Source organism: Pseudomonas sp. LM13 (assembly GCF_041381355.1).
Lineage (GTDB): Bacteria > Pseudomonadota > Gammaproteobacteria > Pseudomonadales > Pseudomonadaceae > Stutzerimonas > Stutzerimonas frequens.
In genome coordinates this window covers 107506-122407 of record NZ_JACBXH010000007.1, presented here as the reverse complement: position 1 = coordinate 122407, position 14902 = coordinate 107506, and the positions used below count along the sequence as shown (strand labels likewise).

11 protein-coding genes are annotated in these 14902 nt (G+C 57.8%); 5 read left to right on the top strand and 6 right to left on the bottom strand.

The features are described 5' to 3' along the window. The first annotated feature begins 532 nt into the window (after positions 1-532). The 4 genes from HZR81_RS08060 to radC all read left to right on the top strand — a co-directional run bounded on the left by HZR81_RS08060 (position 533) and on the right by radC (position 4085). Positions 533-1501: a DUF932 domain-containing protein gene (locus tag HZR81_RS08060; protein ID WP_500127776.1), complete on the top strand. Its 969-nt coding sequence runs from the start codon at positions 533-535 to the stop codon at positions 1499-1501. Between the two features lie 74 nt (positions 1502-1575). Next, entirely contained in the window at positions 1576-2580 is a 1005-nt protein-coding gene (locus tag HZR81_RS08055; protein ID WP_500127775.1) for a YqaJ viral recombinase family nuclease, read from the top strand. Positions 2581-2665: 85 nt separating this feature from the next. Further along, positions 2666-3616 (top strand): recombination directionality factor, encoded by a 951-nt coding sequence (locus tag HZR81_RS08050; protein WP_500127774.1) that lies wholly within the window; start codon positions 2666-2668, stop codon positions 3614-3616. Next, positions 3588-4085 (top strand): RadC family protein, encoded by a 498-nt coding sequence (gene radC, locus HZR81_RS08045; protein ID WP_500127773.1) that lies wholly within the window; start codon positions 3588-3590, stop codon positions 4083-4085. Before HZR81_RS08050 ends, radC begins: the two co-directional genes overlap by 29 nt. Before the next feature lie 187 nt (positions 4086-4272). Here the strand turns inward: radC and HZR81_RS08040 are convergent, their stop codons facing one another. From HZR81_RS08040 to HZR81_RS08020, 5 genes are all read right to left on the bottom strand, one after another. Further along, positions 4273-7311, bottom strand: a complete 3039-nt coding sequence (locus tag HZR81_RS08040) for a type I restriction endonuclease subunit R (RefSeq protein WP_500127772.1) — start codon at positions 7309-7311, stop codon at positions 4273-4275. After that, entirely contained in the window at positions 7308-8549 is a 1242-nt protein-coding gene (locus HZR81_RS08035; protein ID WP_500127771.1) for a restriction endonuclease subunit S, read from the bottom strand. The genes HZR81_RS08040 and HZR81_RS08035 overlap by 4 nt, the downstream gene beginning before the upstream one ends. Next, the gene (locus HZR81_RS08030) at positions 8546-9547 is read right to left on the bottom strand and encodes a virulence RhuM family protein (RefSeq protein WP_290344248.1); all 1002 of its coding nucleotides are present in this window, start codon (positions 9545-9547) and stop codon (positions 8546-8548) included. The genes HZR81_RS08035 and HZR81_RS08030 overlap by 4 nt, the downstream gene beginning before the upstream one ends. Then, positions 9544-11124: a type I restriction-modification system subunit M gene (locus HZR81_RS08025; RefSeq protein ID WP_500127770.1), complete on the bottom strand. Its 1581-nt coding sequence runs from the start codon at positions 11122-11124 to the stop codon at positions 9544-9546. The genes HZR81_RS08030 and HZR81_RS08025 overlap by 4 nt, the downstream gene beginning before the upstream one ends. A gap of 72 nt (positions 11125-11196) precedes the next feature. Next, positions 11197-12081, bottom strand: a complete 885-nt coding sequence (locus HZR81_RS08020; protein WP_500127769.1) for a helix-turn-helix transcriptional regulator — start codon at positions 12079-12081, stop codon at positions 11197-11199. A gap of 167 nt (positions 12082-12248) precedes the next feature. Between HZR81_RS08020 and HZR81_RS08015 the strand changes: the two genes are divergently transcribed. After that, the gene (locus HZR81_RS08015) at positions 12249-13427 is read left to right on the top strand and encodes an NUDIX hydrolase (RefSeq protein WP_500127768.1); all 1179 of its coding nucleotides are present in this window, start codon (positions 12249-12251) and stop codon (positions 13425-13427) included. Positions 13428-14086: 659 nt separating this feature from the next. On the opposite strand, the gene HZR81_RS08010 is transcribed toward HZR81_RS08015, so the two are convergent. Further along, positions 14087-14743 carry an inovirus Gp2 family protein gene (locus HZR81_RS08010; protein ID WP_500127767.1) on the bottom strand — a complete coding sequence of 219 codons (657 nt, stop codon included), beginning with the start codon at positions 14741-14743 and terminating at the stop codon, positions 14087-14089. Positions 14744-14902: the final 159 nt, after the last annotated feature.

The following is a 14902-nucleotide window of genomic DNA, read 5'->3' as shown; positions in this document are numbered from 1 at the left end:
CTGAACACATCTCAGTTGCATATATATCAATTGTTAAATTGGCAAACCCTTCATCAGAACCCACTCCGGCCTACTTGGCTGAGGCGGGCTTCTTTTGCCAACGAACATCTCTCTCAAAACAACTGATAGGAAGCCATCATGATCAGCTGCCCATTCTGTAAATCCACAAACGTCATAAGTCGTCATGCAGGCCGCCAGGTTGGTGAGCGCCTTGGTGGCGTCACGGGGGCCATTGGTGGTGCCGCCAACTCAATTACCGGCGCAAAGCTTGGCTCGATGGTTGGCGCAGTCGGAGGCCCGTTAGGTTTAGCGCTCGGTGGTTTTGCCGGCGCGCTGCTAGGCGGCCTATTAGGCGCAACAGCAGGAACTGTAGCCGGAAGGCAGGTCGGCGATATGGCAGACAGCTCTTTCGTGGACAACTGCCAGTGCCTGAATTGCGGGAGCACATTCCGCAGCATTTAACACATCCGCCATCCGCATCAACGCAATCAATCCCATATGCAGTCGAAACCACTCATTGGAGATCCTTCTCATGGCTCATCTCGTCGAAACCATGGCCTATGTTGGTGCCGCACCATGGCATGGACTGGGCAACAACCTGCCGCAAAAGCAACCTATCGAAATCTGGCAACGCGAAGCCGGCATGGATTGGCAGATCCAGGAAAGCCCCGTGCACTTCAAGTCGGACGCCATCGGCCATCTGGGCGCGATCCACTCATTCCCCGAGCAGAAGGTGCTCTACCGCTCCGACACCAAGGCACCGTTGTCGGTCGTCTCGAAGCGCTATCACACCGTGCAGCCTCGTGAGGTGCTGGAGTTCTACCGGGACCTGACCGAGGTATCTGGCTACGAGCTGGAAACCGCTGGCGTGCTCAAGGGCGGTCGCAAGTTCTGGGCACTGGCGCGTACCGGGCAAGGCGCTGCACTCAAGGGCAACGACCAAGTCAATGGCTACCTGCTGTTGGCTACTTCCTGCGACGGCACCCTGGCCACCACGGCAACGCCCACCACTATTCGCGTAGTCTGCAACAACACGCTGACCATCGCCCTGGACGGCACCAGCCGTGCGATCAAGGTTCCGCACAGCACCCGCTTCGACGGCGATCTGGTGAAGAAGCAGCTGGGTATCGCTGTCTCGCAATGGGACGACTTTATGTACCGCATGCGCCACCTGGCTGAACGCAAGGTGCAGTGGCATGAGGCACTGGGCTTCTTCATGAACGTGATGTGCGAGACCAGCCCGACTGGCGCACTGCCGGAGCAACTGCCCAACGAACGCGCTCTGCGCAAAGTGCAGGAGCTGTACGAAGGCCGTGGTCGCGGCAGCCATCTGGACTCGGCACGCGGCACCGCCTGGGGCCTGCTCAATGCCGTGACCGAGTACGTCGATCACGAGCGCCGGGCACGCAGCGCGGAGTACCGCCTCGACTCTGCATGGTTCGGCCAAGGCGCCCAGATCAAACAGCGCGCATTGGATACCGCCCTGCAATTGGTCGCCTGACCTTCTACCCACCCCATAACGCCCGGCCCGCTTCGTTGCAGGTCGGGCGTTTCTATTTCTGCAAGGTGAACATTATGAAAGCCACTTCATTGAGTCGCAGCACCAGCAAATCCCGCCCGGCCCTGCGTCTGGTCAGCACCAAGGAGCTGCCGCGCGGGGACTGGCTGCAGATCCGCAAGCAAGGTATCGGCAGTTCGGACGCTGCGGCTGCCGTAGGCCTCAACCCCTATAAATCGCAGTTGGAACTGTGGATGGAGAAGACCGGTCGCGATGCTGGCATGCCGAAGGCCGATCCTCAGGATGAGGAAAGCCCGATGTATTGGGGCAACGTGCTGGAGCCCATCGTGGCTTGGCACTACAGCAACCGCACCAAGAACAAGGTACGGCGCATCAATGCCGTGCTCCAGCATCCGGATCCGGAGCTGCCCTGGATGCTCGCCAACATCGACCGCGAGGTGATCGGGGCTGACGATGTGCAGATCCTCGAATGCAAGACAGCCGGCATAAACGGGGCACGCCTCTGGAAAGAGGGCGTGCCAGAGTATGTGCAGCTGCAGGTGATGCACCAGCTCGCCGTCACCGGCAAGCAGGCGGCTGATGTGGCGGTACTGCTGGGTGGCCAGATGCTGGAGATCCACCGCATCGAGCGAGATGAGCAGATGATCGCTCGGCTGATCGAGCTGGAGCGCCAGTTCTGGCACTACGTGGAAACCGACACGCCACCACCGACTGATGGCACGGCTTCCGCTGAGTCGGCCCTGCGCTGCCTCTACCCGGAGGACAACGGCCAGGTCGTCGACTTCAGCCAGCATGCTGGGCTCTCTGCAGCCTATATCGAGCTTAAGGCCGTGCGTCAGTCGATTGCCGACAAGGAGAAACGTGAGGCCGAGCTCAAGCAAATGCTGCAGCAGGCTATGGGCGACGCCAGTCGGGCGGAGTTCTCCAGCGGCTATGTCAGCTGGCGCAAAGCCAAGGACAGCATCGGCCTCGATGTCGCGCAACTGCTCAAGGACAAGCCCTACCTGCAGGCCAAGTACCCACTGCTGAAACCAGGTGCACGGCGCTTCCTGGTCGGCTGAAACTCAACTACTCCATCCCTCCCCTTGGCCAGTCCATGCAGTTAGCGCTGCCTGGCTGGCCTTTTTCATTTCCAGGAGAATCACCATGCTCAAAGGTCTGGCTATCACTCCGCCAGTGCTCGGGCGGATTTCCATCGGCAAGGTCATCGAGAAAAACGGCAAGCGACTGCCGGAGAAGGATGACCAATTCACCATCACGTCCCAAGTGCAGGGTAAGGACGGCTGGCTGCTGCACCCGCTCAATGACGAGTTGCGTCATGGCAAGGACGACAAGCTGCGCAGCATTCCGGTACGCCTGCTGTTTAATGAACCGGAGCTGAATTTCCGCGCCGACTACACGCTGTTCGACCGGCAATCGGGCCGACCTGTTTGCGTCGGCAATGGTGAGACCTGCAAGCGGGTTACCCAGGACGGCATGCAGTCACTGCCCTGCCCTTCACCGGATGCCTGCCCGCTCGCCAAAGGCGGTGCCTGCAAGCCCTACGGCCGACTGAATGTGGTTATTGGCGATGAAGATCCGCTGGGCAGCTTTGTGTTTCGCACCACGGGCTTCAACAGCATCCGCACCCTGGCAGCTCGCCTGCATTACTTCCAAGCCATCTCGGGTAACCGCCTGGCCTGTCTGCCGCTGGAACTGCGTCTGCGGGGCAAGTCGACTCGCCAGAGCCACGGCACGCCAATCTTCTACGCCGACCTGACGGTACGCGGTGGGATGGATATGGCAGAGGCACTGGTGACCGCCAATGAGCTCGACTCACGGCGTCAGGCTGCTGGCTTCAATCAGGCCGCGCTAGATGAAGCTGCACGACGCGGCTTCGGCAACGGTGCGTTCGAAGACAGCGAGGAGGATGCCAGCGCGATCGTTGAAGAGTTCTACCCCGAGGGTGAAGCCCCTGCAGCAGCGCCCACCGCTTCACTCCACCCAACCAAAGCCAGCCTGGCTGACAAGCTTGACGCAAAAGTTGCTCGTCAAAACCCGTCCACAGACCAAAACCAAGGAGGCCGCCATGCGCCTGCACAAGCTGAAAGCCAGTGACACGACCGGCACCTACCTGGTCGAGTCGCCGGTTACGGAAAGCGACATTCTGCTAATGGCTAAGCAGTTGGCCAGCCTGCGTCTACGCAGGGGGCGTGCACTGACTTCACCCAATGAAGTATTCAGCCACCTGCAGGCATTGTTGGTCGGATACGAGCATGAAGTGTTCGCACTGCTCATGCTCGATAGCAGGCACCGGGTGATCGCATTTGAGGAAGTATTTCGCGGCACCCTTGATGGTGCCAGCGTCTATCCACGAGAGGTCGTCAAGGTTGCTCTGGAGCACAACGCAGCAGCAATGGTACTGGTACACAACCATCCATCCGGCGATCCCGAACCCAGCCAGGCTGACCGTCACCTGACCCACAAACTGCGGGACGCACTGAACCTGGTCGGGGTACGGACATTAGACCATGTGGTCGTAGGCCACGAAGGTTGCGTGTCCATGGCGGAGCAGGGCTACCTGTGAGGAATGATGCCAGTACGCGTCTTGACTGCCGAAGCTATGTTCACCGGCATCCTGTCCGGATGCCTGACTTTCAGGCTGCTGAGCGCCAGAGAAAACTCATCTCAATAACCCCAACATAAACAGCATGGGCAACCAGTAGGCTGCCCATGCTGTTGGTTCGCTCATTTCTTTTTTGGTTTTCCCCGCGTCAAACCAACCCGAAATAACGCTCGAAGAACACTGCCAGCTTGCCCAGCACTGTCTGCTTCTTGGTCGCATGACCGTTGCCCTGGGAGAAACGCGATACCGGCGGCAGAATCTTGGTGATTGCCGTGCCAGCCGTGGGGATTGAGCCATCACGGAACGCCTGTTCAACGAACTCGCGCGCAGCATCGGCGTTGAGGTTTTCCTCCTTGATGATGCGCTCCAGTTCCTCGGTCTTCTTGGCCGCCATAAAGCTCTGCCACTGAGCGTCCACCTTGGCCCTGGTGTTCACCGACTCCACGAACTGAACGATGAGATCCTTCTTGTTGCGCAGGCTGGGACTGGCATTGATGGCGCGTTCGATGGTGGCGCGGATTTCCTTGTCTTCGCCCGAGCCCTTTTTCTTCAGGTACTGCTCGACCAGCAGCAGGATGTAGTCGACGTTGATTTCGACCTGCTTGATCAGCTCGATCTCGAAGACCACGTCGTCGTTGATCGACTCCTTCTCCGCTTCGGACGTAGTGCGGAACTCGGCATACAGATTCAGATAGACGCTCTGGTAATCCTGGTACTGCCGCTCGCTGAGAATCTCGCTCCCGGCAAAATCGTCGAAGGCCGTCAGGATATTTTTCAGCCGCAGGATCGAGCCAAACAGCTTGATGAAGGCTTTCTGCGCCGCTTCGCCGACGATGGCCTGCCCCAGCGGGAATTTGTCGAGCAGCTCGTCGACGCGCGCCTGGTATTCAGCGAAATACTCGGCATAAGGCTTCAGCAGTACGATGCCCTTGGCGTCCTTGTTGCCGAACAGGGCGAGCGCATCCTTGGTTTCCTGCTCCAGGTTGCGGAAGGAAACGATGTTGCCGTAGGTCTTCACCGAGTTGAGGATGCGGTTGGTGCGCGAATACGCCTGGATCAGGCCATGCGCCTTGAGGTTCTTGTCCACCCACAGGGTGTTCAGCGTGGTGGCGTCGAAGCCGGTCAGGAACATGTTGACCACGATGACCAGGTCCAGCTCGCGCTTCTTCAGGCGCTGCGACAGATCCTTGTAATAGTTCTGAAACTTGTCCGCCGAGGTGTCGAAGCTGGTGGCGAACAGCGCGTTGTAATCCTTGATCGCGGCATCCAGAAAATCCCGCGAGCTTTGATCCAGCCCCTCGGCCTCGAACTCCTCCTCGCCAAGCAGGCCGTCTTCGTCGTCCTCGTTGGCAGCAAAGCTGTAGATCAGCCCAACCTTGAGGCGCTGGGCCTCGGGCAGCGCCTGCTGCTGCGCGGAAAATTCCGCGTAGTAACGCTTGGCCGCATCAATCGAGGCACAGGCAAACAGCGAGTTGAAGCCTGCTACTCGCTTGCCGTCATGGCGATAGGTGCTGGCGCGCTTGGTCTTCTGATCAAAATGCTCGCGGATATAACCGACGATCTGGCTGATGCGCTCCGGTGCCAGCAGGGCACGCTCGGTGTCGATGGCCGAGACCTGCTTGTCCTTGATCCGCGCCTGCATCTTGAGGGTATTAATGTAGTCGATGCGAAACGGCAGCACGTTCTTGTCGTTGATCGCATCGACGATGGTGTAGGTGTGCAGCTTGTCGCCAAAGGCCTGCTCGGTGGTGCGGCGCAACGGGTTGCCGCCGGTTCCCGAGTTCTTCGCAAAGATCGGCGTGCCGGTGAAACCGAACAGGTGGTAGCGCTTGAACACGCGGGTGATTTCGCTGTGCATGTCGCCGAACTGGCTGCGGTGGCACTCGTCGAAAATCACCACCACATGCGCGTCGTACACCGGGTGCTTCTTGTTCTTGGCCACGAAGCGCGAGAGCTTCTGAATAGTGGTGATGATGATCCGCGCGTTCGGGTCTTCCAGCTGCTTCTGCAGCACCGAGGTCGAGGTATTGGAGTTGGCCGCGCCTTTCTCGAAGCGCTCGTATTCGCGCATGGTCTGGTAGTCCAGATCCTTGCGATCGACCACGAACAGCACCTTGTCGATGTCCGGCAGGCCACGGGCGAGCTGGGCGGCCTTGAAGCTGGTCAGCGTCTTGCCCGAGCCCGTGGTGTGCCAGATGTAGCCACCTGCCGCCACAGTGCCCAGTTGGCGGTGATTGGTTGAGGTGGCAATGCGCTGCAGGATGCGCTCGGCGGCGACGATCTGGTAGGGGCGCATCACCAGCAGCTTGCGATCCACATCGAACACGCAGTACTTGGTCAGCACGTTCAGCAGCGAATGCTTGGCAAAGAAGGTCTTGGTAAAGCCCACCAGCTCGGTGATGGGCTGGTTGCGCGCGTCGGCCCACCAACTGGTGAAGGAAAAGCTGTTGGAAGTTTTGCTTTTGCTGCGCTTGCCGGACTGCTCCTTCAAATGGCCGTCGCGCACGGTGTTGCTGTAGTACTTGGTCAGCGTGCCATTGCTGATCACGAACAGCTGCACGTATTCAAATAGGCCGCAGCCCGCCCAGAAGCTGTCGCGCTGGTAGCGGTTGATCTGGTTGAAGGCTTCGCGGATGTCCACCCCACGGCGCTTGAGCTCGATATGCACCATCGGCAGGCCGTTGACCAGTACCGTCACATCAAAGCGTGTGGCGTGTTTGCCGCCCTGCTCGCCGGTGGGCGTTTCGTACTGGTTGATCACCTGCAAGACGTTGTTGTGGATATTGGCCTTGTCGATCAGGTAGATGTTCTTGCTGCTGCCGTCGTCGCGCTTCAAGACCTGGACGTGATCCTCCTGCAGGCGCGCAGTTTTTTCCAAAATGCCATCATTGGTGCCCGCAATGCAGGTGGTGAAGAAGCCCTGCCACTCCGTGTCAGAAAACTCGATCTTGTTGAGCTGCTCCAGCCGGGCCCGCAGGTTGGCGACCAGCTCGGCCTCCGAACTGATCGGCAGGTACTCATAGGCCTGCCGCTGCAGTTGTTCGATAAAAGCACTCTCCAGCGCCGCCTCGCTCTGGTAGCCGGTCTCGCGCACACCCAGCGCATCCGGCAGAAATTCGGCCACCACGGTGCTCTCGTTGGAGAGTGCAATGGCCTCGTAGCGATAGGGCTGGTTCTCAATGCTCATGCGGCTTCCTTGAATGTGAGCAAACGGTCGCGGTAGTAGGCGTACTGCCGACGGCGAGCGGCGATCTCGGCAGGCAGACCGATGGAGATGTCATTTACCAGCGCATCGAACTTGTCGAGGATAGCGACGATGCGTGCCTGCTCCTCTGGCGAAGGAACGGGGATGGCCAACTTGGCCAGGCTTTCTGCGGACAAGCGTTTCACCTTGGCTCGGGCGACAAACTTGTTCTTCTCCGCGTGAAACGCCGTGCTCTGGAAGTAGTAGGAAACGAACCGTGGGTTCAGCGAATGCCGGAAGGCAAAGCAGTCGTCATGAATCGCCACTTCGTCATGGCCGAGCCATGCCACAGCCTTGCCCACATCCTCGACCGTCTCGCCCACGCCAGCGATTATCAAATCGCCTGGCTGCGCAAAGCGGAGCGACGAAGTCATATCAGGGCGCACATGTGAGACCGTCTTTTCGGTAGCAGTGCCGTACTGCGTGTAGATGTCACCGTAGTGAACGCATTGAACGCCGACATCTACATAGTCAGCCTTGGTGAAACGCCGACCTCGGAAGAACTCGCCGACCTCGCCCATCGCGGCCCAGCGAATATCTTGATCGCTGAAAGCGAGCAAGGCGTCGCGGTAGTACTTGTACTGCCAGCGACGCGCCTCAAGCTCCGCCTCAAGCTCCGCCTCAAGCTCGGTAAACGCATCAAGAATTTTCACAATTTTCTGCTGAATTTCTTTAGGCGGAATTGGAATACGTACCTTCAAAAATCGCTTCTTAGAAATATTGAAGCGCGTCACACCACTCGCGCTCATGACAATCTGCTGGCGAACAACATCGCTCCGAAAAATGTATTTCGAAAAACCTGGCAAAAGCAGTTCATCGTCATTGAACCGGTAGCCGAAGCAGAAGCTATTGAGAAAGGTGGCTTCCGATGGCTTCTCCAAGACTACCGCTGACATTCCTACTTCATCAGGTGTCTCCGATGAGCCCGTGAAAAGCACATCACCAATCGCCAGAGAATTCTGGCTCTCGTCAGGACCGACTTTGACAAAGTCATTGAGGTCAAGATTGACCGCGAGGTTATTGAAAATGTTCTTGTAGGAAACAAATCGGGCATTACCGTCGCTGAAGTCAGCCTTAGTTTTTCCGGTTAGCCCGCCGTAGGTCATACCCAACTCTTCGAGGGCCTTGAACTCCACCCCATCCGGGCAAAGCTCAGCGATCAGCGCATCAATCCGGCTCATGGCTTTTTCTTCCCGGTAATTTTCTTCTGCACCGTCTTCACGGCTTCCAGATAGGCCGTTTCCACCTCACTGGGCTGCTCAGCCAACTGGGCACGGAACTTGGCGTATTCCGTTTCGGCGTGAGCAATGGCCTGCTGGTGGCTGACCTTGCCGGCGCCTTCCAGGGCCTTGCCGCCCATGGCCAGGATCAGTTGTTCCAGGTGCGCGAGCCAATCCTTCATATAGGTCGGCTCGTGGTTCATGGCGCGAAATTCGGCGGCGTCGAAATAGGCCGAAACCAGCGTATTCAGGCGTTTTAGCTCGTCGGCGTTGAGGTAATTCTTGGCGTTGGTGACTTCGGCCTTGGTGGGCTGCTTGCCACTGAAGGACAACAGGCCCATGAAAGGCTTACCGGCATCGGCACGCTGCCTGACCACCTCCGCCGCCGTCTGGCCGTGGGCCGCGTAATGCAGCTTGTTCTGTACGGCCTTGAAGAACACCACGCTGGCTTCGGCCTTGGGGTCGTAATCCACGCTGGTGGCGTACAGGTCGAGCACCTGACGGTAGAGCACCTTCTCGCTGGAGCGAATGTCGCGGATGCGATCCAGCAGTTCTTTCCAGTAGCTGCCGCCGCCCAGGTTCTTCAGGCGTGCGTCATCCATGGTGAAGCCCTTGACCAGGTATTCACGCAGGCGCTCGGTGGCCCAGATGCGGAAGCGCGTGCCCTGCTGCGACTTGACCCGGTAGCCGACCGAGATGATGACGTCGAGGTTATAGAAGTTGGTCGGCTTGGTAGAAAATTCGGAAATTCCGATTTTTCTCATCACCTGCTCCGGCACCAGCTCGCCTTCCTCGAAGACGTTCTTGATGTGCTCGTTGATGGTCGACTTGGCCTTGCCGAACAGCTCCGCCATCTGCTCCTGGGTCAGCCAGACCGTATCGCCGTCTAGCCGTACATCGATGGCGGTTGCATCGCCACGTTGGTAAAGAATGATCTCCCCTGCTGGTTGCTCGCTCATGCCTGGGCTCCTTCCAGATCCGCAACGATGGCATCGATCTGCTTTCGCAGCTCCGTTTGCCGGGCAACGATGCCGCTGATTTTCTCGTTGAGCTCACGAATGTCTACCGCTTCGCTGGTGTCGGCCTGCTCGACGTAGCTGGAGACGGCGATGTTGTAGCCGTTGGCGGCGATGTCACCGTTCTCCACCATGCGTGCGAAATGGTCGATGTTCTGGCGAGCGGTGAATGCGTCGAGGACTTTCCGCTGGTGATCGAGCAACATCTTGTTCTTGTTGCCGCTGCGCACGAACAGGCTGGAGGCGTCGATGAACAGCGTGGCGTTGTCGCGCTTGGACTTCTTCAGCACGACGATGCAGGTCGCGATGGTGGTGCCGAAGAACAGATCCGGCGGCAACTGGATGACGGCATCGACGTAGTTGTTGTCGATCAGGTACTGGCGAATCTTGGCTTCCGCACCGCCGCGATAGAGAACACCGGGGAACTCGACAATGGCAGCCGTGCCGTTGACTGCCAGCCAGCTGAGAATGTGCAAGGTGAAGGCCAGGTCGGCCTTGCTCTTAGGCGCGAGCACGCCGGCCGGCGCGAAGCGCGGGTCGTTGATCAGCAGCGGGTTGGCATCGCCATCCCATTTGATCGAGTACGGCGGGTTGGAGACGATGGCCTCGAAGGGCTCGTCATCCCAGTGGGCTGGGTCGGTCAGCGTGTCGCCGTGGGCGATGTTGAACTTCTCGTAGTTCACGTTGTGCAGGAACATGTTGATCCGACACAGGTTGTAGGTAGTGAGGTTAATTTCCTGCCCGTAAAAGCCCTGACGCACCTTGTTGTGTCCCAGCACCTTGGAAAAGCTGAGCAGCAGCGAGCCGGAGCCACAGGCTGGGTCATAAACCTTGTTGACCTCCTTCTTGCCTACCACCGTGATGCGGGCCAGCAGTTCGGAGACTTCCTGCGGGGTGTAGAACTCGCCACCGGACTTGCCGGCAGTGGAGGCATACATCTGCATCAGGTATTCGTAGGCGTCGCCGAACAGGTCGATGCTGTTGTCGGAAAAATTGCCCGAGCTGTTGCCCAGCGGCAGATCGCCGATGGCGTCGAGCAGCTTGACCAATTTTTCGTTGCGCTTGGCCACAGTGGGGCCGAGCTTGCTGCTGTTGACGTCCAGGTCATCGAACAGCCCCTTGAAGTCGTCCTCGCTACCAGCGCCCAACGCCGAGGCCTCAATGTCCTTGAACACTTGCGACAGGGTTTCGTTGAGGTTTGGGTCATGGCGGGCGCGCTTGCGCACATTGGCGAACAGTTGCGAAGGCAGGATGTAGAAGCCCTTTTCCTGAACCGTTTCGTAACGACCCACGATAGCGTGGGCGTCTGCCAAATCGCTGTAGTCAAAATCCGCACTGCCCGCGAGGCGCTCCTGTTCGTTGAGGTAGTTGGTCAGGTTCTCCGAGATAAAGCGGTAGAACAGCATGCCAAGAACGTAGGTCTTGAAGTCCCAGCCATCAACGCTGCCACGCAGGTCGTTGGCGATGCGCCAGATGGTTTTGTGCAGTTCGGCGCGTTCAAGATCTCGGGTATTGCTCATGGGACGGTAATCACTCTCAGTTTTCGTGTCGCCGGATGACTAACGCATCGCGGCGTGTATGTAATCGTTCGCTCAGGTCGCTCGGTAACCGGGCGCCAGCACCGCTGTTTCCACGCCGTAGAGCAGCAGGGGATCTTTCAGCCAGAGGCGGTACTCCGGATCACGCAGCCGATGATCTGGCGAACAGTCGACGCTCCATTTGCGCAGTACGTAACCCGCCGTGGCCCCGCGCAGCCTCAGGCGCAGCACACCGTCTTGCATGGCGTAATCCATGGCGGTGATGTCCGGATGCGGCTGGTCGGGGTGCGGCACCAGTTCGACCTCCACTATCCGGCTCCACTGGACATCCTGCTCCGGCCGCTCGTGCTCGGCGACGGGAGACTCCATCAGCAGCTTCGGCCGCTTGATGCGCGTGACTACGAAATCCCGAAACGCACCGCGCTTGCGGTCGTAACCACGCACATGCCAACGCAAACCCGTATCGATGAGGGCAAACGGCACGATCTCCCGCTGGGTCTTGCCGCTGCCGAGGGAGTAGTACTCCACACGCAGAGGGCAGCGGTGGTAAATGGCACGCGTCACGATACCCAGTGTGTCCAGATCCGGCTGGTTAAGACGCCCGGACGTTACGCAGGAGATTCCCGGCGCACTGCTTTCAGGTTCTCCATCACCAAATCCCTCTGCCAGCCAGGCCAGTACCCGGTCAGCGGAGAAGGTGAAGATCGGCCGAAACTCTTTGGTCGGCGTATAGATTTTGCTGCTGCGGTCATACGCCAGGTTGTTGCCGGCGAGCTCGCGATAGGTGGCGAGGTCACGGGTGGCGGCCGCCGTTTGAATGCCAAAGCGCTGAATCAGGTCCTGCCGGCCTATCTCTCCTACGAATCGCAGACGCAACTCCAGGTAGGCCAGGCGATCGCGCTGGGCTTGCGTTAGCTGCGAGAGAGCTTCAGTGATCATGGTTGGACTGGCCTAAGTTAAAGCCGGGACAGCATAAATTGCGATCACAACACCCGCAATTAAAAATCACAAACGCACCATTTACAGATCATTTTGATTCGTAATAGCCTGACGCAATCTCCGGGCGCCTCGCTGCCCGATCCACAACCTCAGGGACGGGCATGCACATGTGGCTGTTTACCAAATTCGGTTTCTTTTCCGTTGTAAAGAAAGGCACCAGCGATGACCTGACCATTCGCAGCCGCACACGCAGCGACCTGGACCGTCTTCGCAATCACTATCTGCCTTCACTCTCTGCCTCCCGAGCCCATGAGGGCACTGATTACCCCTGGCGAGCCACGGCGTCTGCTTCCGCCCTGGCGGAGGCGATGAGTGCCATTGCGCAGGACATTGACTATGCGAATTTCAAAGACGAAGTAGCGCTTAGCCTTGGGAAAGATCGCGCCAAACGCTACGGCAGAGTCTGGTCGGCGCTCTACGATATGTCGGATGATCTCAGCGAACCCCATCCGAAAGGCTTCGAGGGCCTTCCCTGGCAACAAAGCGCCAGCACCGGTAAAGCCGTGGCCTATGGCGGCGTGGTGATCGACCCCAATGGCTACCTGCTGATGCGCGAGGTGAAAAACCACTTCGATGGCTATGTGTGGACATTTGCCAAAGGCCGCCAGGATAAAGGGGAAAGCCCAAGGCAGACCGCGTTGCGCGAAGTACGCGAAGAAATGGGCATTGACGCCACCATTCTCTCAGCCATACCCGGTGAATTTTCTGGCGGCACCACGATCAATCGCTTCTTCCTGATGCTGACAGGCCGTGGAACACCAGACCTCACCTTTGGTAACCGGGAGACTGAGCGCCTGATCTGGGCAAACCCAGAGGAGGCCAAGCGATTGATCGCACAATCAACCAACAGTAAAGGATTAGAGCGCGACCTTGCCATTCTCCGGGCCGCGCTGGCCCTTCTGCCAGCCGAGCCTCCACTGAAACGTGCTATGGCTCGCCGTACCGACTGGCAAAGCAGATTCATGCCAGCCGCACGAGTCACGGTGCCGCTGGAAACCCGCTACTCGCCTCAGGAAATGGCCACCATCATCCGCGGCTTCGTGCCGACCGAGATGGAAGAGAAGTGGTTCATCTTCTACGAAGACGGCGTGTTGCACTGTCACCGCAGCTGGACAGGCATCTGCATTTTCCGAGTTCACTTCAAGCCCTGCGATAGCGGATGGCAAGCATGGCAAGTGGAAATCAATCGGCACAGCGGACAATACACAGCAACCGATGAACGCGAGGATCTTGCGCTGCTGGATACGATCATTGAGCAACTGCTGATCTTTTGCCCCGCAAGCTGACTCCAATGGTTCTGCCAAACCATCCGAATTACACGTAAGGCGAAAGCACAATGAGCGATTTTCAAAAAGAATACACCCTGTGGGATGAATTTCTGTCTATCTGGCCTGCCTCCCGATTGGCTGGCATGACGCTGGACAAATAACTCAAGCAACCGGGAGCCCCCATGATCCGTCACTACCTTGCCGGCCTGCTGCTTGGTCTCACAGCCACAGCAAACGCAGCTGATACCTCCAGCTGTTGCGCCATTGCTGAGGCTGATGCTAGGACCTACTGCCTGGCTCTCGCGCACAATGACCCAGGTCGCTGCTATGCGATTCAAGACTCCGCGATGCGCAGCCGCTGCCTGGCTGAAGTGCGGCAATGACTACCGGCGAGATACAAGCGCTACTGATTGATCTGGACAGTCTCGCCCGAAAAACAGACCGAGCAGAAAGAGAGATTTTGCGCAAAGCTCAAGATCGACTCTGCCAGCTATCATATAGACTAGGCAACGAACCTGAAGAGCGCCTGCTGCTGGAAGTTATTCACAAGGCACAGGCGGTGCTTGGAACAAGTTCCTAGGCATCCGTCCAGTGCCAGTGTGACGCCCTGCCCACCTGCCTGAGTGATTTAAGCCCAGTTGGGGCTCAACCCACCCAAGCAGCAACGCAACTGGCTATCAGAGCCTGCTTGCCCCGAAACCATGCTGACCACTCCCATAGACCTTGGTAGCAACCTTGCATAGGTAACTGGCCCTGTAGAAAAAATCAGCCTGGCTCTGCGGATCATTACGACGCAAGCAGTAGGCTGGATTGGCTGGTATCTCAACCAGCCCCCTGACACAGTCTACTGAAAGCCCCAAGGCGCTTGCCCATGCCTGCTCTAGTCGGTTGAAGATGTTATCCCTTCCCGTCTCGAACTTGCCAAGAGCATTAAAGGCATCGAAATTCAGCAAAATAGCCACGTGATAGTGAGGCCTTCCATCCCCACCTATTTCCCGCGCCCATACAAAACGAACCTCACTGTCATGCGCCTGCTTGTTCTCTTGGCGCGCCTTTTGTCGATTGTGACGAGTTTTCGCCTTGAATGACTCGATAAATCGATTGATAACTTGATTCGTATAGACGCTTTCAGGCAGCTCCGCATCTTTGGGAAACCTCAAGTCGACCCTAAAGGCAAACACGCGTGAATATTGCCCAACCGCCAACCCAATAGCACTGTAGAGCTTTTCAAGATACTGTTTAACGAAAGGCCCCTTGCCTACTTGGACAGGCAAACCAGAATAGTCACTTTCATCATGGATCACCAGGTTCTGATTTTGAGAGTGTCGCTTCATACTTAAATACCTCGCTGTTATTTTCAAACATTTACAACAACGAGTTTTTTTAAATTTAGCGATACAATCAAATCAACAGCCCGCACCAGATTCGCATTACGACTACCCCTAACACATACTACCAATACCGAATGCAAATAACTCTATAAGATAAAAACT